At 72.2% G+C, this 22,186-nt stretch carries 18 protein-coding genes; 5 read left to right on the top strand and 13 right to left on the bottom strand.

Features of this window, described 5'->3' with window-relative positions; genetic code table 11:
* The first annotated feature begins 40 nt into the window (after positions 1-40).
* Entirely contained in the window at positions 41-1,015 is a 975-nt protein-coding gene (locus ABZ862_RS07255) for a ferritin family protein (RefSeq protein ID WP_360953688.1), read from the top strand.
* Positions 1,016-1,113: 98 nt separating this feature from the next.
* On the opposite strand, the gene ABZ862_RS07250 is transcribed toward ABZ862_RS07255, so the two are convergent.
* Entirely contained in the window at positions 1,114-1,659 is a 546-nt protein-coding gene (locus tag ABZ862_RS07250) for a hypothetical protein (RefSeq protein WP_360953685.1), read from the bottom strand.
* A 291-nt stretch (positions 1,660-1,950) separates the two neighbouring features.
* Here ABZ862_RS07250 and ABZ862_RS07245 point away from each other — a divergent pair, with 291 nt between their 5' ends.
* The gene (locus tag ABZ862_RS07245) at positions 1,951-3,591 is read left to right on the top strand and encodes an FAD-dependent oxidoreductase (protein ID WP_360953682.1); all 1,641 of its coding nucleotides are present in this window, start codon (positions 1,951-1,953) and stop codon (positions 3,589-3,591) included.
* Here the strand turns inward: ABZ862_RS07245 and ABZ862_RS07240 are convergent.
* From ABZ862_RS07240 to ABZ862_RS07220, 5 genes are all read right to left on the bottom strand, one after another.
* Entirely contained in the window at positions 3,551-4,414 is an 864-nt protein-coding gene (locus ABZ862_RS07240) for a hypothetical protein (protein WP_360953679.1), read from the bottom strand. The genes ABZ862_RS07245 and ABZ862_RS07240 overlap by 41 nt on opposite strands.
* 186 nt (positions 4,415-4,600) lie before the next feature.
* Positions 4,601-4,786: a hypothetical protein gene (locus ABZ862_RS07235; protein ID WP_360953676.1), complete on the bottom strand. Its 186-nt coding sequence runs from the start codon at positions 4,784-4,786 to the stop codon at positions 4,601-4,603.
* Positions 4,787-4,875: 89 nt separating this feature from the next.
* Entirely contained in the window at positions 4,876-6,168 is a 1,293-nt protein-coding gene (locus ABZ862_RS07230) for a glycosyltransferase family 2 protein (RefSeq protein WP_360953673.1), read from the bottom strand.
* A gap of 368 nt (positions 6,169-6,536) precedes the next feature.
* Positions 6,537-7,025, bottom strand: coding sequence for a hypothetical protein (locus ABZ862_RS07225; protein WP_360953670.1), 489 nt, complete (start codon positions 7,023-7,025; stop codon positions 6,537-6,539).
* Positions 7,026-7,421: 396 nt separating this feature from the next.
* Entirely contained in the window at positions 7,422-10,538 is a 3,117-nt protein-coding gene (locus tag ABZ862_RS07220) for a tetratricopeptide repeat protein (protein ID WP_360953667.1), read from the bottom strand.
* A 517-nt stretch (positions 10,539-11,055) separates the two neighbouring features.
* Here ABZ862_RS07220 and ABZ862_RS07215 point away from each other — a divergent pair.
* Positions 11,056-13,308: a tetratricopeptide repeat protein gene (locus ABZ862_RS07215; RefSeq protein WP_360953665.1), complete on the top strand. Its 2,253-nt coding sequence runs from the start codon at positions 11,056-11,058 to the stop codon at positions 13,306-13,308.
* A 693-nt stretch (positions 13,309-14,001) separates the two neighbouring features.
* On the opposite strand, the gene ABZ862_RS07210 is transcribed toward ABZ862_RS07215, so the two are convergent.
* The 6 genes from ABZ862_RS07210 to ABZ862_RS07185 form a co-directional block, all read right to left on the bottom strand.
* Positions 14,002-15,240 (bottom strand): hypothetical protein, encoded by a 1,239-nt coding sequence (locus ABZ862_RS07210; RefSeq protein ID WP_360953662.1) that lies wholly within the window; start codon positions 15,238-15,240, stop codon positions 14,002-14,004.
* 233 nt (positions 15,241-15,473) lie between these two features.
* Positions 15,474-16,001: a hypothetical protein gene (locus tag ABZ862_RS07205; RefSeq protein ID WP_360953659.1), complete on the bottom strand. Its 528-nt coding sequence runs from the start codon at positions 15,999-16,001 to the stop codon at positions 15,474-15,476.
* On the bottom strand, positions 15,985-16,476 hold the full coding sequence (locus ABZ862_RS07200; RefSeq protein WP_360953656.1) for an RNA polymerase sigma factor: 492 nt from the start codon (positions 16,474-16,476) through the stop codon (positions 15,985-15,987). Before ABZ862_RS07200 ends, ABZ862_RS07205 begins: the two co-directional genes overlap by 17 nt.
* 127 nt (positions 16,477-16,603) lie before the next feature.
* Positions 16,604-17,293, bottom strand: coding sequence for a class F sortase (locus ABZ862_RS07195; protein ID WP_360953653.1), 690 nt, complete (start codon positions 17,291-17,293; stop codon positions 16,604-16,606).
* Positions 17,290-17,700, bottom strand: a complete 411-nt coding sequence (locus ABZ862_RS07190; protein ID WP_360953650.1) for a sortase-dependent protein — start codon at positions 17,698-17,700, stop codon at positions 17,290-17,292. Before ABZ862_RS07190 ends, ABZ862_RS07195 begins: the two co-directional genes overlap by 4 nt.
* A gap of 128 nt (positions 17,701-17,828) precedes the next feature.
* The gene (locus tag ABZ862_RS07185; RefSeq protein WP_360953647.1) at positions 17,829-18,404 is read right to left on the bottom strand and encodes a cupin domain-containing protein; all 576 of its coding nucleotides are present in this window, start codon (positions 18,402-18,404) and stop codon (positions 17,829-17,831) included.
* Between the two features lie 172 nt (positions 18,405-18,576).
* Between ABZ862_RS07185 and ABZ862_RS07180 the strand changes: the two genes are divergently transcribed.
* Positions 18,577-19,134, top strand: coding sequence for a hypothetical protein (locus ABZ862_RS07180; protein WP_360953644.1), 558 nt, complete (start codon positions 18,577-18,579; stop codon positions 19,132-19,134).
* 216 nt (positions 19,135-19,350) lie between these two features.
* Entirely contained in the window at positions 19,351-20,097 is a 747-nt protein-coding gene (locus ABZ862_RS07175) for a DUF4142 domain-containing protein (protein ID WP_360954494.1), read from the top strand.
* 111 nt (positions 20,098-20,208) lie between these two features.
* On the opposite strand, the gene ABZ862_RS07170 is transcribed toward ABZ862_RS07175, so the two are convergent.
* Entirely contained in the window at positions 20,209-21,852 is a 1,644-nt protein-coding gene (locus tag ABZ862_RS07170; protein WP_360953641.1) for an alpha-amylase family glycosyl hydrolase, read from the bottom strand.
* Positions 21,853-22,186: the final 334 nt, after the last annotated feature.

The following is a 22,186-nucleotide window of genomic DNA, read 5'->3' as shown; positions in this document are numbered from 1 at the left end:
GAGGGGCGCTCGAACGAACGGGTGTCCGGAAGGAGCCGTCATGTTCCGCCATTCCCTACGCACGCTCGTGGTCGGTCTGTGCGCGCTGACCGCCGCCTCCCCGGCTGCCACGGCCATGGCGCTCACCGGGTCCGTTCCCGGTGATCAGCACCTGGGCGCGTACACCGTCACCCGTGCCCTGCACGCACGGACTCTCGCCGACCTGGCCACCGGCATGAAGGGGGAGGCGTTCGCCTACGCCTCGTACAGCCTCTTCGCCGTCCAGGCCGACCGCGAGGGCCGCCCCGCCGTGGGCCGGCTGTTCCGGGCCACGGCGGACACCGAGCTGAACGAGCACCTGCGGCAGGCGGCCGCCCTGGCGGGCACGGTCGGCACCGACGCGGCCGATCTGCGCCAGGCCATCAGCGGCGAGACCTACGAGCACCAGGTCATGTACCGCCGCTTCGCCGCGCAGGCCCGCGCCGACGGCGACCTCATGGCCGCCAGGCTGTTCACCGAACTCGCGGCGGACGAGGGCCGGCACCGGGACGCCTTCCGTGCCGCGCTCAGGGTCGTGACCACCGGCAGAGGTACCGTCCCGCCGCCCCCGGTGGCCGACCCGGTCACGGTGCCCGCCGGGCTGCCGAAGGTGAAGGCCGCCCGCACCCTGGCCAACCTCGACACCGCCCTGCACGGCGAGGCGCTGGCCCACGCCAAGTACATGCTCTTCGCCGCCCACGCCCGGCAGACCGGCAACGCCGCGCTGGCCCGGCTGTTCGAGGGCACCGCCAAGGTCGAGCTGCGCGAGCACTTCGCCGGGGAAGCGGTCCTGGCCGGCCTGGTCCGCACGACGCGGCAGAACCTGCGCAGGGCCGTCACCGGCGAACGTCTCGAGGCGACCACCCTGTACCCGGGGTTCGCGAGGCGAGCCGCCGCCGTCGGCGACACCGCCGCCGCCCGCTACTTCCGCGACACCGCCGCCGACGAGGCCCGCCACGCGACCGCCTTCCAGCAGGCGCTCGACCGGCTGCGGTGATCCACGGTCCACGGGGAGTGAGACCCGTGTGTCCCTCGCCCGGCAGGGGTGTGCGGCCGTGCGATCACCGGTCGGCGGATCTCATGGGGGTGTTCCGGTCACGCCGGGGGTGCGGCGTAGGGGTTCCCGTCGGACGCCGGTGAGCCACCCCGCCGGGCCCCCGGCGGCGGCACCGGAACCCAGTCCGGGCCACGGTGGTCCAGCCACCAGCCGCCGATGGTGTGGAACTTCTCCTCGAACCGGCGGTCCCACTTGAGCCAGCCCGTGATCGGAGCCCGCAGGCGGGTGACACGGCCGCTCGCTTCGTAGATCACCACGATCCGGCTGCCGAACTGCGACTCCACGCAGATGGCCTGGACGTCCGCCCACGGGATGGTCCGGCGGCGGAAGACGCGTACGACGGCCGCCGACGGTGTGAGAGCGATGCCCAACGGCCGCGACGTGGCCAGCCCCAGGACCAGCACGACGGCCCAGATCACCACCGCGAACCGCAGCGGACGGAACATTCCTCCGTCCTGCAGGGACGAAATCGCCACAGCCGTGAAGAACACCGTGCTGGGCAGCACGGGCAGCATGAGCTGGAGGAGCGTCGGCCGGTATCGGATGTTCTCCGGTGACACCGCACCGGGCCGCGCCTGCTGCATCGGTTCCCACCCCTCACGCCATGCGGCCGCCGACGGCGCATGATCACCGGGGCAGTGTGGCGGACCGGGAGCGCACTGTCCATACGCCCTGTCCGCGTCCGCCCCGTCCGGCCGCCCGACCACCCCACCACGCAGCCGCTCGGCCGCTCGGCCGGAAGGACCGGCCGGGTCTCTGGGTGACGGCGGACCCTCGGCCCCGGGTGTCAGGGCCGTTGGTCCCCATCGGCGACCGCACCGCCCTGCATACCCTAGGGGGTATAAGAACCGCGGGGGGAGAGAGCGAGGAGAGCCGTGAAGGTCGTCATCGTGGGAGGTGTCGCGGGCGGGATGTCCGCCGCGACCAGGCTGCGCCGGCTGCGGGAGGACGCGGAGATCGTCGTGCTGGAGCGCGGCCCGGACGTGTCGTACGCCAACTGCGGGCTGCCCTACCACGTCGGTGGTGTCATCACCGAGCGCGACAGGCTGCTCCTGCAGACCCCCGCCTCCCTGAACGCCCGGTTCGCCCTCGACGTCCGGGTCCGGCACGAGGTGCTCGGCATCGACACCGCCTCACGCACCGTCCGGGTCAAGGACCTGGACGCCGATCGCGTCTACAGCCTCTCCTACGACGACCTCGTCCTCAGCCCCGGCGCCTCCCCCGTCGTGCCGCCCGTGCCCGGCGCCGAGCGCGGGCTGACCCTGCGGGACGTCGGGGACACCGACCGCATCATCGAGACCGTCGGCACCGGCGGCGTCCGCAGTGCCGTGGTCGTCGGCGCCGGGTTCATCGGGGTCGAACTCGCCGAGAACCTCGCCCACCGCGGCCTCGACGTCACCCTCGTCGAACTCGCCGACCAGGTGCTGCCGCCCCTCGACCCCGAGATGGCGGCCCCGCTCGCGGATGAGCTCGAGCGCGGCGGCGTACGGCTGCGGCTCGGCACCCGGGTCACCAAGGTCCTGCCCGACGCCGTCGAACTCGACGACGGCACCGTCGCCCCCGCCGCCCTCGTCGTCTTCGCCGCCGGGGTCCGCCCCGACACCACGCTCGCCCGCGCCGCCGGTCTGGAGACCGGCCCCCGCGGCGGCATCGCGGTCGACGACCGGCAGCGCACCAGCGACCCCCACGTCTACGCCGTCGGAGACGCGGCCGAGAAGCGCGACCGTCTCACCGGCGACAGCACCCTCGTCCCGCTCGCCAACCTCGCCAACCGGCACGGCCGTCTCGTCGCCGACGTCATCGCCGGGCGGCCGGTCCGCTCCCGCTCCGCCGTCGGCACCTCGATCGTCAAGGTCTTCGGCCTCACCGCCGCCGCCACCGGCTGGAACGAGAAGCGGCTGCGCGACGCCGGACGCCCGCACAGCGTCATCCACATCCACCCCGCATCCCACGCCGGCTACTACCCCGGCGGCCGCCAGATGGCCCTGAAACTGCTCGTCGACCCCGCCGACCAGCGCATCCTCGGCGCCCAGGCGGTCGGCGGCGACGGCGTCGACAAGCGCATCGACGTCCTCGCCACCGCCCTCGCCACCGGACTCACCGCACCGGAGCTGGCCGACCTCGAACTCGCCTACGCCCCGCCCTACGGCTCCGCCAAGGACCCCGTCAACATGCTCGGCTACGTCGCCGACAACCGCGTCACCGACACCACCGACACCGTCCAGTGGCACGAGACCGAGCAGGCGGCGCGGGACGGAGCGGTACTCCTCGACGTACGGACCGGGGGCGAGCACGCGGCCGGAGCCATCCCGGGCTCGCTCAACATCCCCGTCGACGAGCTGCGCACCCGCCTCGACGAGATCCCCGCCGACCGTCCGGTCGTCGTGTACTGCCAGGTCGGACTGCGCGGCCACACCGCCACCCGGATCCTCGCCCAGCACGGCTACGACGTACGCAACCTCGACGGCGGCTGGCTCACCTGGCAGGCGGGGCGGAGCCGCCGGGACGAGAAGTGACGGCCGGTTCCTGAAGGACGATCACGGGGCGGACGGAGAAGTCCTCGTACATCTCCTCCCCCTCCGCCCCATGGACGAACCCGGCCATCTGCGGGTTGCGGTTGGCAGTGGCCAGCGGCAGCCAGCCGAGCAGAATGCCGTAACCACCGCACACCGACTCACCGCCGTCCCCGCCGTGGACGGCGGTGGGGTCGCTGGTCAGCTCCGCGCGGTAGGTGTCGTAGGCGATGCGCAGGCCGAAGGCGTTCGGACGGGTGTGGGGGCCGGTGCGGTCGCCGTAGGGGATGCGGTCCATGGGGCAGTCGTTCCCCCAGCGGAACAGCGTGCCCGCGCCCGCGCCACAGGCGTGTTCCCACTCGTCCGGGGTCGGCATCCGCAGGCCCCGGGCCGCCAGCGCGGACCGCAGGACGGAGGGCGCCTCCGCCAGCGGCTCGTCCTCCACAGCCATCAGCACGGTCGCGACCTCGGCGGTGCGGTACGGGCTCAGCAGCTCGGCGAGATGGGCCCGCAGGTCGGAGCCGTGGCCGAAGCCCTGCTCAACGCTGTCGGCGTAGTCCGCGCTCTGTTCCGGCGTCGGCTCCCAGGCGTCCAGATCGAAGCCGAGGGACACCCTGCCGCCAGGGATCAGCGCGAACTCCCGGCCGTGGCATTCGATACGGACGCGGTGCAGCGGGGCACCGAGGTGCTCGGTGGTGTCCACGGCGGTCACCCGGCCCTCCGCCGCACGAGCGGCCTCCTCGGCGACGCGGCGCGCGGCGGCCAGGTCGAGGGACCTCCAGCGGTCGAAGGTGAGATCGGCGAGTGCGGGCGCTGCCATGGCCATGCGCCGCAGTCTCGCACAGGCGTACGACAACACGATCCGTCACCCACAGCAGCCTGCCGGGACCCACGTGTTCTTCGGGGGGGCGGCCGTTCGTCGTGTCATGGACCGGATGACCAGGGTCGCGCCCATCGGGTTCGGCGCGAAGGTCGCTGTCGCCTGACCCCGGTCACTTTTCCCGACCCCCGCTCAGTTGCCCGCCGCGCTCGCGTCGCGGCGGCGGCGGTGGGCGGCGGCTGCGTAGGTCGTCAGGCCGCCCAGGACCAGTGCCAGGCTGGCCGCGATGATCAGGCCGGTGGTGGAGGAGGTGCCGGTGGCGGCCAGGGAGGCACCCCCGGCGACGAGTCCGGTGCCGGTTCCGCTGAGGTAGTTCACGGGCTTGTTCCTGTCTTGCGGAGGAGAGAGTTGTCTGGAGGCGTGAGCGGAAGGAGGTGGGTGGGCGGGGGCCGGAGGCGGTCGGCCGGTCACTTCCAGGCCGAGACGCGGGTCGCGTACGACTTCACGACCGACGACACGAACCAGTAGGCCCGCACCGAGGAGAAGACCAGCCCCGGCAGCATCAGCACGTCGATCAGGACGCCCTTCCAGCCGAGGTGCCGGGTACGGAAGGCGGCGTAGAGGACCCAGAAGGCGACCAGGCCCAGCCACACCGGGTCCAGGACGAACCCGGAGTCCGCGACGACACCGGTCCAGGCGGCCAGCCAGCCCAGGGTGTAGAGGAAACCGGCGAAGCCCAGCACCATGCTGGTGATGGAGAACCAGGTGTGCTTGGTCCAGCCGCGGCGGCGCAGGGTGTCGACGGTGCCGCGCCCCCAGCGCTCGCGCTGGCCGATCAGCTCGCGCAGGGTGGGCATGAGGTCGGTGTAGGCGATGCAGTGCTGGTTGGCGGTGACCTTCCAGCCCGCCTCCTTCAGCGCGAGCGTCGTCTCGTAGTCCTCGACGAGGTTGGCGTGGTCCTCCCAGAAGACCTCGCCGCGCCAGCGCAGGATGCTCAGCAGCGCCTCGGTGCGGTAGAAGGAACCGGCGCCGGACATGCTGTGGATGCCGAACCGGTAGCGGCCGCGCGCGTAACGGCCGTACTCCATGATCTGCATGCCCAGCAGATACCGCTGCCAGAGGTTCTTCCACAGCCCGGTACGGCCCAGGCAGGTGGCGCTCAGCCCGCCCACCCGCCGGTCGGACGCCATGACGTTGCGGGCCCGCTCCAGGAACTTCGGGTGCAGGCTGGTGTCCGCGTCCATCACCAGCAGGTACTTCACCGTCGCCGCGAGTCCGCCGGGCGCGCGGTGCAGCCAGCCGATGCCGTGGTTGAGGGCGCCGGCCTTCTTGTGCGGGTTGTCGGGCAGGTTGAAGACGACCGTGCGCGGTACGCCGGGACGGTCGGCGAAGTCGCGGGCGAACTCCTCGGTGCGGTCGGAGGAGTTGTTGACCACGACGACGATGAGATCGGGCGGTGCGCTCTGCGCGGCCAGCGACTCCAGCGCCAGCAGGACGCCCGCCTCCTCGTCGCGGGCGGGGAGGATCACGGCGGTCTCCATCAGCGGAGCCGCCGCCTGGGTGACCAGCCGCCGCCGGTGCGCACCCTGGGCACGCCGGCCCCGGGCCTGGGCCTGGGTGTCGGTCTCGGTTTCGGTCTGGGGCTGGAAGGAGCCGCCCTCTGGCGGGTGGCCTTCCCTGGTGAGCAGGGGGCCGGTCGGGCCGGCCCCGACCGCTGCGGACGCCGGTTCGCGGGCAGCGGACGTCCTGTGATCGGACACGGACATGGTGGTGTGCATCCCCCAGCGGCACGACGGCCGCCACGTCATTCTTGTCTCTACGGACGGCATTCGGCTGCCGTCAGCCCTGGGCGCCGACTCCGTGCCCGATGTGTCCCCCCGGCACGGAGCGGCGCGGCCACCACGGTGAGACGCGGCGGCACGTGAGTCCATTGTGGCCCCGGGAGTTACGGCTCCGGAAGAGTGACGGAAGGGCGCGCGGGTGCCCAAGGGGTGGTGCGGAAGTCCGTTTCGCGCCCCTCCAACGTGTCACCCGAAGGTCCGGGGCTGTTCGCGACCGATCGAGGCCGAGCAGGGCGTGAAGGCCCACGATCTCCACGGTCGCGGCCCCGTCCGGTCCAGGTGGCCGGTCAGCTCGGCCCCGGTCCCCGCTCAGGGGCGCGGCCCTCTTCGGCCGGGCCGTTGAAGGTGATCCCGGAGAAGTCACGGCCCTGGAGCACCGGGCCTTGCTGGCTCCCGCCGCCGATGATGTTGGTGACCTGTCCCTCACCGCTGTGAAGCCCCTGGGCCTGCCGACTCCACCGCTCGAGTGCCTCACGGAAAGCCGGGTCCTGCCGGGCCCGGCGGGTCAGGGACTCACTCAGTGCACGGGCCCGGAGCATGTCGTGCGGGCTCTCGTTCAGTGCGGCCAGTTCGTCCTCACCGGCCAGTCCGTCCTCATCAGCCGGTTCGTCCTCACCGGCCAGTCCGTCCTCACCGGCTGGCCGGACCACCGGAAGCGGCTGCCGCTCGGGGCGTCTTCGCACCAGGCCGGTCAGCGTCTCCCACAGGCTCCGGCCCGCTTCACCGCCGGCTCCGGTCGCCATCGCCACAAGAAGTCCCACCGAGATCGGATCCATGCCCGTACTCCCACCCCGTGAACGGATCGCCGTGCATGACCCGTCATGGTTCCAGGAACAGCCGCCCCGGTGGAAGGACGGGTCAAGCCAGCCCGGTGCCGGGCCGTCCGTCGACGGACGGCCCGGCACCGGATGCCCCGTTCGTCAGATACCGGTCACCGAAGGCACGACAGAAGTGACGACGACATAGGCGATGCAGGTGAGCGCGGAGCCCGCGACCGCGACACGAAGAGCGGCAGAGAAGAACTTGAGCATGGATTTCCTTGGTTCGTCCTAGGAACAACGGAAACGGACCGGGAACCCCCCGCTGTGAACCGGAGTCCGTGAGGCCATGATCGTAGCAGTCGCCGCATGACTATACGCAACCTTGCATGACTACACAGAGCGTCGGATCCGCTACCCGTGCCCGGGTTCCGAGCCACGCGCATCGGCCAGCGCACGAGCCGCGCGGGCTTCTTCGTCGGAGGCACCGATATGGCTGCTCAACGACCGGCTCTCCTCCAGATGGGCCACCGCCTCAGCGGTACGACCGGTCACTTGTTCGGCCAATGCCAGATCATAGAGTGCGTCGACCTCCTCGCCCACGGCGTGGATGCGCCGAGCCAGGGTGAGGGCCTTGAGGTGCCAGGCCAGCGCCTGCTCGCTGCGGCCGGCCGTGTGATGCGCCCGGCCGATGCGATGCAGAGCGATCGCCTCGCCACGGAAGTCCTTGATGTCCCGGAAGACCGACAGGGCGCCGTCGTACAGGGCCAGGGCCTCGGCCGTCCTGCCCTGCATGTCCAGGACGCTGGCCAGGTTCATGTGGAGAACGGCATGGTCCCGCCTGCTGCCCAGACCCTCCGCCACGTTTATGGCTTCCCGGTAGGCGTGTTCCGCCGTCTGCGGATCGCCCATCTTCTTGCTGATCTCCGCCAGGTTGTTGAGCGCGGTGTATCTGCCTCGCGCGTCGCCGAGTTCGGCGAAGTCGGCGAGCGCGGCCGTGAAGAACCCGAGCGCCGCGTCATGCTCGGCGAGATGCAGATGCGTGATACCCAGCATGTTCCGGGTGCGCGCGATCAGATGCCTTCCCTCATGACCGTCCAATCGCGCCAGTGAGCCCGTCAGAAGTGATCTCGCCTGCGCGTACTCACCCGTCTGCCACAGGCAGACGGAGATCTGGTGGACGCTCTGTGCCTCGAGTTCGGTATCGCTGACGGACCGGGCGATGTCCAGCACCTCGCGTGCCTCCGCGACGGCCTCCGGGTAACGGGAGCCGTGCACGTGCACGGCGGCGAGGTCGAGCAGAGCCCGGGCCCTTGCCATCCGATCGCCCTGAGCGTCCCAGTGGGCGAGGGCCCGGCGCAGCAGCGGTTCGACCGTGTCCGGACGTCCTTCCATGGCCAGAAACCCGGCGAGCACATGCACCGCCAGCGCCCATTGGCGCCGTGTGCCACGTTCCTCGACCTGATGCAACGCGTCCAGAAGATTTGCACCTTCGGTGATCAGCCATTTCTCAGCGGATCGCGGGTCCACCGGCCCCGCGAGCGCGGCAGGAGCGACGGTACGGACCTCCGGTGACATGCGTGCCCGTTGAGGGTACGCCGACCGGTCGGCGAGGTCCGCGGCAGCGAGGTAATGAGCCACCAGAGCCCCCACCGCCGCACGGGCGTCCTGCGCGGAGTCCTCGTCACCGGCCTCGATCAATGATCGTGCGTGGTCGCGCAACAGGTCATGCATGGCGAATCGATGTGGCGACGGTTCGGAGATCAGATGGTGGGCCATGAGTTCTTCGAGCACGCGCTCGGCGGCTGCGACGGAGAGACCGGTCAGCGCCGCCACCGCCGAGGGCCCGAACTCGACCCCGTGGTGCAGACCCACGCGCCGGAAGACCAGCCGCTGTTCGGCGTTGAGGGACCGGTAGGACAGGTCGAACACATGGGTGAGTGATCGCTCGCTGTCCCTGAGCTCGGCGAGACGCCCGCCACCGCCGGTCAACTGGCCCAGCAGATCGGCGGTCGTCCACGACGGACGCGCCAACAGCCGGTTCGCGGCGATCTCGACGGCCAGCGGCAGAAAGCCGCATACACGGACGATCCCGTCCATGTCCTCCACGCTCACCCCCGACCGCGCACCGAGCCGCCGGGTGAACAGGGCGATCGCGTCGTCACGAGGCAGTACATCAAGGGTGAGCGCCCGTAACCCGGGCAGCCCGGGGAGCCGTCTTCGGCTGGTCACGATGACCGCTGTGGGTGAAGCACCCGGCAGGAGCGGCCGGACCTGCTCCGAATCGGTCGCGTCGTCCAGGATGACGAGCATGCGGCGGTCCCGGCAGACCAAGCGCCATTGGGCCACGAGGTCCGTCTCGTGCAGCAGTTTCCTCGTGTCCTTTCCGAGCAGACGCAGCAGTTCGGCGAGCACCTGCTCGGGCATGCGCGGTGTGCCGTCGGGAGCCGACCGCCCGAGGCGCACGAAGAGCCGGCCGTCGGGGAAGCGGTCACGCAGCCGGTGCCCGATGTGCACGGCGAGCGAGGTCTTCCCCACCCCTCCCATGCCGTGGATCGCCTCGACGCTGATGACGACACCCGGCCCGTCTCCTCCCCCGGCCTCGGCCTCGGCCGCAGCCTCGCCCAATACGGTGTCGAGCCTGCGCAGTTCGCCCCGGCGGCCGATCCAGGGAACGTCACGGGGCAGGTTGTCGGGTGCTCGTCCGGACGGCCGCACGTGTACCTCGCCGCCGCCGCGGCCCTCCCCGTCCTCGCCGGCGTCCGCATTCCGCAGCAGTTCCCGTGCGGGCGTGCCCTGCAGAATTCCCTGGTGCACGCGGTGCAGCCGCCGTCCGGCGTCGAGGCCGATGTCACGGACCACGCGCTGCCGGGTGCGGTGGAGAAGTCTGGTCGCATCAGCTGTCCGGCTGCTGCCGTACAGGGCGACGGCCAGCCGCTCGGCCATCGCCTCGTCGAGGGGATGCTCCTCGACCAGCGGCAGCAGGACGGGAACAGCGTCGGTGAACCTGCCCGCGCTGATGAGGATGTCGGCGCGGATCACGGCCGCGCCCAGGGTCGTCTCCTTCACGGCGGCACGCAGGTGCTCCGGCCAGGAGCCGGAGATCCCGGCCAGCGGCTCCCCGCGCCAGAGCGCGTCCGCCCGGTCCAGGAGGCGTAAGGCCGCCTCCTGGTCGGTCTCGCGCAGGGCACGACTCTGGTTGACGCAGCTCGTGTAACAGCGCAGGTCCACCAGGTCCGGATCGATGTGCAGGACGTAGGCGTTGGTCCGGCTGAGGACGACCGGGGCGTCACCCCCCGCGATCCGCAAGGCACGGCGGACCCTGGACACATGGGCGTGCAGTGCCTCCCGCGCTTTCAGGGGCGGATGTTCGTCCCAGACACGGTGGATCAACGTGTCGACGCTCACGGAACGGTCCGCGTCCCAGGCGAGGGCAGCCAGGGTGAGGCGGGTCTTGGTCGATCCGAGATCGTTGCGACGGCCGGAGGTCCGTATGTCCACGGACCCCGAGAGCCGAATCTCGAGCTCCACCAGCGTCCTCCCCGCCGGTAGGCCGGCCTTCTGCCAGCCGGGCATACGAGGCTGCCATGTGGTCGCCTCATGGGCCATATGAGGGCGGATTACGTCCGAAAGCAAGCGAACGCGAATACGTTCTGTTCGTTTTCCTCCCGAAGCGGGGAGGGGATTCCCAGGTACCGGACGGTTGATACCGAAAGGATCCCCTCCTATGTCAGGTTCCCCGTCGAAGCGGCTGGCGGAGCTGCACGCGGCCTTGGCCGCTTGCGGCCGCGACCGGGACTCCGCCGCCTGGCACGAGTTGGCGCGGGTGGTGACCACTGCGGCCCGTGCAGACGAGGCGGTGGCCGGACTCTGGCCTCCCGACGGGGCGGCGGCACGAGAGCCGACCACGACCGCTTGGTGGCCGCTGGCCCAAGAACTTGACCGGATCAGCTCCCGGCATGCCGGGACATACCTCGCGTTGAGCGACTGGCTACGGCATCACGCGCCGCCGCCCCTGGGCAGACCCCGCCCTCCGCTCCCCGCGTACATGTCTCCGCCCCCGGACACCCCGCCATCCCCGTCTCCGTCTCCGCAGCTGAGCGCGGACGCCACACCCCAGCCGCACGGCCCACCGCCCCCGGCCACCAACACCAACACCAACACCATCAGCGGCAGTTCCGTACTGCACGGCCCCAGTGTGCAGGCCCGCGACATCCACGGCGGCCTCCACTTCCACATCCGGCCCGAACCACCCCGCGCGGACCGCCCGGTACCCCGCCAGCTCCCGCCCGTCACCGCCCTGTTCCTCGGCCGCGACGCCGACCGAAGGATCCTGGACGAGCTGTGCACCCGACCGCCCGAGCACACCTCCCGGATCGTGGTCGTGACCGGGCTCGCCGGTGTCGGCAAGACCGCCCTCGTCTCCCACTGGCTGCACGAGCACGCGGACAGCTATCCCGACGGACAGCTTTACGCCGACCTGGGTGGTCACACCACCGAAGGCGAGAGCAGCCCCGCCTCACCGGGAACCGTCCTCGAAGCTCTGCTCGTCGCCCTGGGAGCGACGTCGCTCCCGGCGGACACCGCGCAGCGCAGCGCCCTGTGGCACTCGGTGACTTCGGAGCTGCGGATCGCCGTACTCCTCGACAATGCCTTCAGCGCCGCCCAGGTCCGTCCGCTGCTGCTCGGCACGGCCGCCGGACTCACGGTGGTGACCAGCAGAAATTCACTCACCGGGCTACGCGTCGACGGCGCCTTGGTGCACCGGCTCGACGGGCTCCCGGCCGAGGCGGCCGTCGAATTCCTCGCCGTGGGCGGCGGACCACGCATCGAACGGGAACCCGCCGCCGCGCGTGAGGTGGTCCGGCTGTGCGGGCGTCTGCCCCTGGCCGTCGGGCTGGCTTCCGCTCAGCTCGCCCTCCGCCCGCACCGTTCCGTGTCCGCACTCGCCGCCAGTCTGTCCCACGGGCAGGGACACGGTGCCGTGGACGCGCTGCGCGTCGACGGGGAGGCCGTGGTCCGAACGGCACTCGACCTGTCGTACGGTCTGCTGCCGGACACGAGTGCCGCCCTCTACCGGCTCATGGGACTGCTGCCGACGAACCGTCACGACCTCGCCATGGTGACCGCTGTCCTCGGTGGTGACGAGTCCGCCTCCGACAATGCCTACCGGACCGAACTTGCCGTACAGGCCTTGGTGGAGGCAAACCTTCTTCAGGAGACGAGCCCCGACAGCTACCGGCTCCACGACCTGGTCCGGCCCCACGCGCGCCGCCTCGCCCTGGAGCGGGAGGCCCACGAGGAGCCCGGAGAACGCGACCGGCCACTACGCCGCTACGTCGACTGGTGCCTTGCCACCACGGCGGCCGCGGACGCCGTCCTCACCCCTGGTCACCGCCTGACCGCACCCGGCCTCTCCGGGGAGACCGCGGCCCGCACCCCGTTCGACGGTCCGGACGAAGCGCTTGCCTGGCTGGGCTCGCACCGGGACACGATCATGGATGCCGTCCGGCACTGCGCACAGGCCGGCTGGTACACGTCCTGCTGGCAGCTGACCGACCTGGCCTGGGCCTTGTTCCTGCGGCTGCGCCCCACCGAGATGTGGGTCGAGGCGCACCGCCTCGGTCTCGGCGCCGCCCGCCGCGCAGGATCGCGGCAGGCCGAGAACCGCATGCTCACTTCGGGCGCCATCGGGCTGCGGAACGCAGGGCGGTACACGGAGGCCGAAGACTGGTACCGGCAGGCACTGGAACGGGCCGTGTCCGACGACGATGTACGGCAGCAGGCCCAGGCCGTCAGCGGCCTGGGACACCTCTGCCTTCTGACCGGTCGCCTCGACGAAGCTCGCGAGCACTTCGCACACGCCCTCGGACTACGGGAGTCCATCGGCTACCGACGGGGGGCCGCGCTCTCCCGACGGCGGTTGGGCGAAACCGCTCTGGCGGCCGGCGACCTCCTCTCGGCGGCCCGTTGTCTGCGACAGGCGGCCGCCGAGTTGCACGAACTGGACGAGATGTACGAGGAGACCCGGGTGCTGGCCGTGCTCGGGCATGTCCTGGACGCCCGAGGGGAGCACGAGGAGGGGCTACGGCGACTGCGTGAGGCGCTGAACCGGTTCCGCGCGGGCGACGCCAGGTCCGAGCACTGGGAAGCCCGCTGCCTGGAATGGCTGGGCCTGTCCGCCGCGTCCCGGGGCGACGCGGCGGAGGCGACGGACTGCTACGAGGCCGCCCGCGCGCTCTTCCGGCGCCTGGACCCCTCGGACGCGCAGCGCCTCGACGACCGGCTGCGGCAGCTGTGAACCGCCCACCGCAGCAGACCGGCCCCGGCCAGTCACTTCACCTCACCTCACTCGCTTCGCTTCACATCACTTCATTTCACCGAGGTACCGCGACCGCCGGCCGACCGGTCGGCGGCGTCATGCGTGTCACCGACAGCAGCGCACCGGGCGCCCTCCCGGCCGTCATCCACGCATGCGTCACCGCGGCGACAAGGTGAGCGCGGGCGACACCGGTCCTCTCGCCCCGCACCGGAAGGAGACGAACGCCCCCCGCCGGGTCCCGTACACCGATGACGACGCCCCCGTCACAGGACAGGGGCACTGCGGCCACGAGACAGCCCGGGTGACGGACGAGCAGGTCGCCCACCCGGCAAGCGGCCATGGACAGCGGCAGCGGCACATGGCCGACCAGTACGTCCGCCCATTCCGTCCGGACCGCTCGACACCGCAGACCAGGGTCGGCCCACAGGTGTACGTCGCACGGCGGCCGGCCGTCGTGATCCGCGCAACACGCCTGCCCCGGACCGGAGGCACAGGACACGAGTGCGGTTCCGTGCCCCGTGTCCGAGCGCCAGACCACGGGGACGGCCTCGCCCCGGCGGTCAGGGAGCGCGGCGTCGCTGTCCACTCCCTCGGACGGGTACGTGGCACTTTGGAAACACACCGTGGTCCAGGCGAGATGACGGGCGAAACGGTACTGTCCGCCCAGGCGGCTCATCCTGCCTCTTTCCGGTCCGGGCGGACCTCCCACTCCGACAGCGGTGAGGGCGCGGCGGGCGGCGGCACGTACGGCGGATGCGCCGGTTCACTCAGGTCCAGCAAGCGGTAGACGATCGAGCGCATCCGCCGGTGGAACTCGCCCGGCACCGAGGACAGCGCGGCCGCCACCCGGGCGTACTGCCCGGGCCTGCGCGTCCGTGCCGCGTACTCCAGCTGCCCGGCCGGCGGATGCAGCGGCGACATGACCGGCGCGGCGGTGGCAAGCAGTGCCGCCGGTGAGAAGGGCGCCATCTCGCGTTCCGGACTCCCTGTGAGCAGCACCGTGGCATCCGTGAGGGTGCCGTACGCAGTGAGTGAGCCATGGTCGCCCACGAGCCAGTCGGCAGCGATCAGCAGTGCCTGCCAGTCGGCCTCCGGAGGCACGATCGCAAGCCGTTCACAGGCCGCCAGCCAGCCGCGCACCTGCCATGTGCCGTGGCCCGCGTAGACGTTGGGGTGGAGCAGGAGCGCGATCCGGTAGCGGTCCCCGGGCAGCTGGGTCAGCAGGTGCGGAACGAGCGAGTCGAGCCGTCCGAACGTCGATGCCGGCCCCCAGGTGGAGGTGACCACCACGAGCCGCTGCCCGGTGCCGACGCCGAGCACGCGCCGGTAGGCGTCGCGCCGGGGCAGCTCGGCGACGATCCGGTCCACGCAGGGGTCTCCCACGACATGGGCCACCGGCAGCGCCTGCGGGCAGGAACGCGCCAGCTCCGCGAGATCCCGGTCGTGGGCGTAGCCGATCGCGGCCGGGACGACGCGGCCGTCGTGCATCAGATGCTGCGGGCTGAGCATTCCGGGCCACCGCTGCTGCCCGGGAGCCGCCGCCGTGACGTCGGTGAGCGGTTTGATCTGCCCGGCACCGTGCGAGATCCGCAGGACCGGGGCCCGCAGCTCGTGCAGGCCCCGTGACCCGGCCGCCAGCACGAGATCGAATTCGGCCCGTAACGCCTCCTCCCAGGGCACGGTCGTGATGCCCAGACCGTGCAGGAACTGTGCGACACCGCTGCCGAAGGCGTGCGGCGCCGCCGTGAAGACCACCTGGACACGCAGGTCCGCGTGCAGCAGCCCGAAGACTTCTCGCAGCCGCTGCGCGAACGTCACCGTGTGGACGACCACCAGCACCCTCTTGCAACCCCGTACGGTCAGCCAGTGGCCCTGTTCGATCAGTGCCGTCTTCGTCGTTCTCAAGGACATGCGATCCCCCATCGCCCGTCAGCGCGTGGTGCGTATGACGAGGAGAGGAGTGCCCGGCCCCCGCGGCGCTTTCCTTGCAGCACCCTTGCAGCACCCTTACGGCCGCCGGAACGCGTGCCCGGGTACGCGTACGGGTGCGCGCGGTGCTCACGTCCATGAGCTGTCCGACGCCCGCGCACGACTTCCTGTGACCTGCGTCGCGTGCGCTTTACGCGTCACGTGCGCCGGACGCGTCAGGTGGGTGACGGGCGGGTGCCGGTCGTGGCGCGGACCGTGGTGCGTTCCGTGGCGGTGGCACGGGGCGTGGCGCGGGCGGCGGCAGTGGGGCCGGCGGTGGCAGTGGTGTCGGCCGGGTTGCGGGTGCGGGCGCCGGTGCCGGGGGAGGCACTCGGGACGGTGCTCGGGCGGGGGGCCGGCGTCACCGGGTCCGTCGACGGAACCCGGGACCGGTCGGAGGGTGAGGTGGGGGTACGGGTGGGGTCGGGTACCGCGGACGGGGCGGTGGGCGGGGCCAGGGGGATCGCCGGGCGGGGCGGGCCGGTGGCGGAGGTCAGGTGGAGGGGGAGGGTCAGCAGGGCGGCTGCCGCGCAGGTCAGGGCCGCGCCCAGGGCCGTACGGCGCAGTCGGCGGCGGGACGCCGTACGGCGGACGGTCTCGTAGTGGCCGGGGGGCGGGGCGAGGAGGTCGGCCGGGGGGCGGAGGATCACCGCGAGGGGGTCGTCGGGGGCGAACTCCGGGTCGTCGTCAAAGCGAGTGGTCAAGGCTTCTCCTCAGATGGACGCGGAGCAGTTCGCGGGCCGCGTGGAGGTCGGCCTTGACGGTTCCTTCCTTGCGCCCGGTCAGCACGGACACCTCCCGGATCGGCATGTCAGCGTAGTAGTGGAGCAGGATCGGGACGCGCAGCCGTTCCGGGAGGGACTGGACCAGCAGGCGTACCGAGGGGTCCGTCTGTTCCTCCGGGCCGCGCACCGCCGCCTCCGCCGTGACCCGGCGCATCGCCCTGCGCTCGCGCTCCAGTTTCCGCCAGTGGTCCCGGACCAGATTGGCCGCGGTGACATAGAGGAAGCCGCGCGGCTCCTCGACCGACGTCCAGCGGGCCCAGAGCCGGGTGAACGCCTCCGACGCGATCTCGTGGGCGGTGCCGTCGTCGTCCACGAGACGGCGGCACCAGCCGGCGAGGCGCGGGTAGAGGGCGGCGAACAGCTCCGACGCCTCCTTGTCCCGGGACCGTTTCAACGTTCTCCATCGAGGTCGGAAGTGTCGGAAGTGGGGGTGGGGATGCGGGTGCGGGTGCTCCGCGTCGTCCGCGTCGTCGGGGAGGATGCCGGGCCGACGGGGTGCGTTCCCCACGGCCCGGGATCCGTCAGCCGGTGGAGGTCAGGGCGGCGAACACGATCACGTTGTCCAGGTAGCCCGTGCCGGTGCGCGGGCCGCCGCAGGTGATCAGCCGCAGCTCCGGGCGGTCCACGTCGCCGTAGACCTCGCCGGACGGGAACGCCGATTTGGCGACCGTACGCAGCCGGGTCACCCCGAACGACGCCTCGGTGCCGTTCGCCAGGCGCACCGCGATCCGGTCGCCCCGGCGCAGCTCCGCCAGCCTGCGGAAGACGCCGTCGCCGTAGGAGCCGACCGTGACGTGCCCGAGGATCACCGACGGGCCGGCCTGGCCCGGAGCCGGCGAGTTCCGGTACCAGCCCGCCCGGTCGTGCGCGGTGACCGGCGGTACCTCCACGGTGCCGTCGGACGCCAGGCCCAGCCGTATCACCGGGGTGTCGACGCCGACGGCCGGGATCCGCAGCCGCACCGGGACCGAGCGCGCCAGGGCGTGCGGTTCGTGCGTGTCCGGTGCGCCTGCCGTCCCGGACGGCGCGTCCGTGGTGCCGGACGCCCGTCCCGCGTGCACCGGCCCGGATCCGGATCCGGCACCGGATCCGGCACCTGTCCGGGCCTCGGCCCTGACCCCGCTCCCGCCCCCGCCGCACGCCGTCAGCAGCGACGCCGACATCGCGGCCAGCGAAGCCGTGGTGAACGCGCGCCGGGAGAGTGCGGTCATGCTCCGGTGGCCCGGCGGCGGCGTACGACGAGGAACGCGCCGCCACCGGCGACCAGCGCCGCCGCGGCACCCCCGCCGATCAGACCGGCCGTGCTGCCGGATCCGGAGGACTCCGGCGCGACCCCCGTGTCGGGGGCGCCCTTCGGCACGACGGAGACCTGGCCGCCCTTCGTGTCCCGGGCCGGGGCGGGGCTCGCCCCCCGGTCGGACGGCGCGACGGTCGGTTCGGTGACCGGTGCTGCCGATGCCCCGGTGGACGGCCGGGTGGTCGGGACCGGGGCGGCCGTGGCGCTCGCGCGCGTCGAGGGGACGGGGGACGGGGTCCCGCTGTCGGCGAACGCCGGGGCGGCGCCCGCGAGTACGGCGGTGGCCGTCAGGGCCAGGGCGCTGAAGACGGTTCGGCGCATGGTGTCGCTCTCAATCCGTGGCTCGGTGATGAAATCGAGCGGAGAGACGAGGCAGCGGCACCGCGCGTTGTAAAGGAATGGCAAAAGAGAGAGAGGGGTGGGGGAGGAGGCGAGGGGGAGGGCGGGGGCTACTGCGCCTCCGGCATCCGCAGCGCCGCTCCCGGCCGGCTCAGCGCCCTGATCAGGTCCGCCCGCGCCGGATGGCGGTCGGCGAGTTCCGCCGGGTCGCCGCCCTCGTAGTCGGAGGGCAGGAAACCCGGCGCCATGGTCGTGCCGAACAGCGACCAGCGGCCGCCCGGTGCCACCCGTGCCCCCATCCAGGTACCCGACGGCACCACGGTCTGGCAGGTCTCCGGGCCGCCCAGCAGAACCAGTTCGTCGCCGCCGTCGGGGAAGAGGAGAAGCAGTTCCAGGGGGTCGCCGCGGTAGAAGTGCCAGATCTCGTCGGTGGGCAGCCGGTGCACGGCCGAGAAGTCGTCCGGCGCGGCGGTGAGCAGCATCATGATCGCCGTACCGGACGGGCGGCCCGAGGCGTCCGGCGGGCCCGCCCAGGTCTGCCGGAACAACCCGCCCTCCACGGGCAGCGGGCGCAGACCGTGCAGGGCGGCGAGCCGTGCGGGGTCCTCCCCCGGCGGGGACGGCACGTGCGGCGGGTGCGACGAGTGCGACGGGTGGGGCGCGGATGCGGGCCGGTGGTCGTCCATATGGCTCAGCCTGCCCCCTTCCGTGCGCTGCCGCCCGGGGCGTGACCAGCACCCGCCCGCCATCCGGGTGACGCCCGGCGTGCGGCCCGTACGCCACGGCCCTTGACTGGTCATGGTGTACGGACGTACCCGCGGCCGGTCCTCCCGGCCGCCCCCCGGAAGGCGAGGCGACATGACGCGCTGGACGACCGCTGCCGTGGTCACGACGGCCTCGGCCGTGTTGGTACTCGCGCCGGTACTGACCGGCTGCTCCGACAACAACAGCCCCTCCAGCACGGCCAGCAAGGCCGCCTCCGCCGCGTCCTCGCTGGCGTCGCAGGGCGCCTCGGCGGCGTCCTCGCTGGCGTCGCAGGCCGCTTCCGCCGGCTCCTCGCTGTCCTCGCAGGCCGCCTCGGCGCTGGCGTCGGCCACGGCGGAGGCGGGGCAGAAGCTGGACGAGATCAAGAACGGCACGAACGTCAAGAGCGACGTCACCCTCGGCACCCCGGCCACCGGCTCCGACGGCCGTACGACGGTGCAGGTGACCGTCCGCAACACCGCCGGCTCGACGAAGTCCTTCGCGGTCGAGGTCACGTTCAGGGATTCCGGGGGCGGACTGCTCGACGTGGTGATCGTGACCCTGTCCGACGTACCGGCCGGCAAGTCCGCCGACGCCACGGCACGCAGCACGCACCAGCTGTCCGGGGACGGCGGGGTGAAGGCCGAGGTCGGGCAGGCGGTGCGGTACTGAACGGACGGCCGCCGCGCCACGGGCTCTGTGCCACGGGCGCCGCGCCCCCGACTCCCCGCTCGGTTGCGGCCGTTCACAGTTTTTACCAAAACTAGAGATTCCGATGCGTGCCCCGTCCGTATCTCCCGGTGTCCGACCACCCGCCCTGCGCGGGGGGCACCCGACCGGGCAGGAGGCACGGTGCGCTTTTCGCGAAACGCGATGGGAACTCTCTTCGTGGGCGGGGCCCTCAGCGTGACGCTCGTCTCGCTGGCATATCCCTCGATGCTCGGCGTGACCAAGGTGTCCAGTTCACCGGACCTGGTGATCGCGCAGACCCAGTGGGGGCCGCTCACGGAGGGGGACCGGGACTTCGTGGTGAAGGTGCGCTCGGCGGGGCTGTGGGAGTACCCGGTGGGGCAACTGGCCCTGAAGAAGGGGACGTCCAAGGCGGTCGTCACCGCGGGCAAGCATCTGATCGACGGGCACGCGGCACTGGACACCACCTGCCGCAAGATCGCCCCGATGCTGAACATCTCCATCCCCAACCAGCCCAGCCCGCAGCAGCAGGGCTTCATCAACACCCTGACGGCGGACAGCGGCAAGCAGTTCGACAAGGACTTCGCCAACATCCTGCGCGTCACGCACGGCACGATCTTCAACTCGATCGCGAAGATCCGCTCCACCACCCGCAACACCCTGGTGCGTGCCCTGGCCGACCAGGCCAACGACACGGTGCTGGACCACATCACGGTCATGGAGCAGACCGGTCTGGTCGACTTCGACCAGGTCCTCTTCCAGGAGACGACCCCGCCGAAGCTGCCCTCCTCCGACCTGACCCCGCCACCGCCGTCCGGCGGCCAGCCCGAGGTCGTCCTCACCCCGCCGCCGAACAGCACCACGCAGCCGCCGGTCCTGCCGGGCGAGAGCGGCGCCAACGGGACCGGTGGCCAGGCGGCGAGCAACAGCCCGGCGGTGGGCTGATCCCGGGCGGACCGCCCGGCGGCGGGGCGTGAACCCGCGGCCGCAGGACGTGACCCGCGGACAGCGGCCGTACGCCCGTGACCGGCGGCCGCATGTCCGTGACCGGCGGGCTCAGGCGAGCCAGGCCGTGGTGTCCGGCCCGAGCCGCCCGTCCTCCGTCGGGGCGCTGCTGAGCAGCACCTCGCCGGGTGGCAGCGGCACGGACCGGCCGGACAGGTTGGTCACGCACCGCCACCCGTCACCGCGGGCGAACTGGAGGACGCCCTCAGGGGATTCGTCCGCCCAGACCAGCCGCTCGCCGTCGAGCAGCTTGCGGCGCAGCCGCAGGGCGGCGCGGTACAGCTCCAGGGTCGAGCCCTCGGTGCCGTCCTGCGCCGCCACCGCGTACGACGCGAACTCCGGCGGCTGCGGCAGCCAGGCACCGCCCGCCCCGAAGCCGTACGACGGTCCGGTCGTCGTCCACGGGATCGGCACCCGGCACCCGTCGCGGCCCTTGCGGACCCGGCCCGTCTGCTGCCAGATCGGGTCCTGAAGGACGGCGGTGGGCAGGTCGGCGACCTCGGGCAGGCCGAGTTCCTCGCCCTGGTAGACGTACGACGAGCCGGGCAGCGCCAGCATCAGCAGGGTCGCGGCGCGCGCCCTGCGCAGTCCGGCGGCGCGGTCGATGCTTGGGGCGCGGCCGTCCGACAGCAGCCAGGCGTTCTCGTCGGTGCCGGGCGGCAGGACGAGGCGTGACGAGTGCCGTACGACGTCGTGGTTGGACAGCACCCAGGTGGCGGAGGCACCCGCCGTCTGCGCGGCCGCCAGGGACTCGGTGATGACCTGCCGCAGCGCGTCCGCGTCCCAGGCGGTCTGAAGGTACTCGAAGTTGAAGGCCTGTCCGAGTTCGTCGAGCCGGGCGTACAGGGCGCGGCGGGAGTGCGGGACCCAGGCCTCGGCGACGGCGGTGCGGGGCGGGCTGTAGGTGTCGAAGACGCGGCGCCAGTCGCGGTAGATCTCGTGGACCTCGTCGCGGTCGTAGTAGGGGTGGCTGCCGGGCGGGACCCGGTGCAGGGCCAGTTCGCCGACCGCCTCGAGATCGCCCACGTCGCGCAGCGGCTCGGAGAGGTCCTTGGCGAGGGCGTGGGCGACATCGACACGGAAGCCGTCCACGCCCCGGTCGGCCCAGAAGCGCAGGGTGGCGCGGAAGTCGGCGCGGACCTCGTCGTGGTCCCAGTTGAGGTCGGGTTGCTCGGTGGCGAAGAGGTGCAGATACCACTCGCCGTCGGCCACCCGGGTCCAGGCACTGCCGCCGAACACCGACTGCCAGTCGGTGGGCGGGAGTTCACCGTGCGTACCGCCTCCGGCGCGGAAGACGTAACGGTCCCGGGCGGCGGATCCGGGGCCGTCCCGGAGAGCCTCCTGGAACCAGTCGTGCCGGTGGGAGGTGTGGTTGGGGACGATGTCGACGACGACCTTCAGCCCGAGCCGGTGCGCCTCGGCGGTCATCTCGTCGAAGTCGTCGAGTGTGCCGAGGCGGGGGTCGACATCGCGGTGGTCGGCGATGTCGTAGCCGCCGTCGGCGAGTTCGGAGGGGTAGAAGGGGCTCAGCCACACGGCGTCGACGCCCAGCGTGGCGAGGTGCGCCAGGCGCTGGGTGATGCCCTTCAGGTCACCGAGCCCGTCGCCGTCGGCGTCGGCGAAGCTGCGCGGGTACACCTGGTAGACGACGGCCTGGCGCCACCAGTCCGGGTCACGGGAGGAGATGTCGGGCACGCGGGCTCCCTTTCATGGGCGATCGGACACGGACGCGTCGCTGTCTGCTGCTGAGCGGTCCTCCCACGGTACGGGCCTGACCCCGGCCGGCCCAGCGTGAGGCCGTCCGGGGGTACTCCCTCCGGGGGATTTCCGCGGCCGGGCCCGCGGCACCGCCGAAGCGGGGGTCCGGGGGCGGCAGCCCCCGGGGACGGGCACGGGAAGGGGCGGCGGGGGCGAAACCCCCCGGCCCCGCCCCCTCCCCCGTACGCCACCGAGCACTCGCGGACCGCGCGCCCCGGTGTTCCCGTGGAAGGGATCTGCGAGTCCGGCCCGAGCCGTCCACCCCGGAGGC

The sequence above is a fragment of the Streptomyces sp. NPDC047000 genome (genome assembly GCF_040644295.1).
Classification (GTDB): domain Bacteria; phylum Actinomycetota; class Actinomycetes; order Streptomycetales; family Streptomycetaceae; genus Streptomyces.
The sequence above is the reverse complement of the archived record's forward strand: the minus strand, read 5'-3'. Positions and strand labels throughout refer to the sequence as shown.

Bases quoted from the DNA above. Each gene is read 5' to 3' on its own strand.
- ABZ862_RS07190 (WP_360953650.1), bottom strand. From the start codon at position 17,700: ATGCGCCGAACCGTCTTCAGCGCCCTGGCCCTGACGGCCACCGCCGTA.
- ABZ862_RS07180 (WP_360953644.1), top strand. From the start codon at position 18,577: ATGACGCGCTGGACGACCGCTGCCGTGGTCACGACGGCCTCGGCCGTG.
- ABZ862_RS07195 (WP_360953653.1), bottom strand. From the start codon at position 17,293: ATGACCGCACTCTCCCGGCGCGCGTTCACCACGGCTTCGCTGGCCGCG.
- ABZ862_RS07250 (WP_360953685.1), bottom strand. From the start codon at position 1,659: ATGCAGCAGGCGCGGCCCGGTGCGGTGTCACCGGAGAACATCCGATAC.
- ABZ862_RS07185 (WP_360953647.1), bottom strand. From the start codon at position 18,404: ATGGACGACCACCGGCCCGCATCCGCGCCCCACCCGTCGCACTCGTCG.
- ABZ862_RS07210 (WP_360953662.1), bottom strand. From the start codon at position 15,240: ATGTCCTTGAGAACGACGAAGACGGCACTGATCGAACAGGGCCACTGG.
- ABZ862_RS07225 (WP_360953670.1), bottom strand. From the start codon at position 7,025: ATGGATCCGATCTCGGTGGGACTTCTTGTGGCGATGGCGACCGGAGCC.
- ABZ862_RS07240 (WP_360953679.1), bottom strand. From the start codon at position 4,414: ATGGCCATGGCAGCGCCCGCACTCGCCGATCTCACCTTCGACCGCTGG.
- ABZ862_RS07255 (WP_360953688.1), top strand. From the start codon at position 41: ATGTTCCGCCATTCCCTACGCACGCTCGTGGTCGGTCTGTGCGCGCTG.
- ABZ862_RS07215 (WP_360953665.1), top strand. From the start codon at position 11,056: ATGTCTCCGCCCCCGGACACCCCGCCATCCCCGTCTCCGTCTCCGCAG.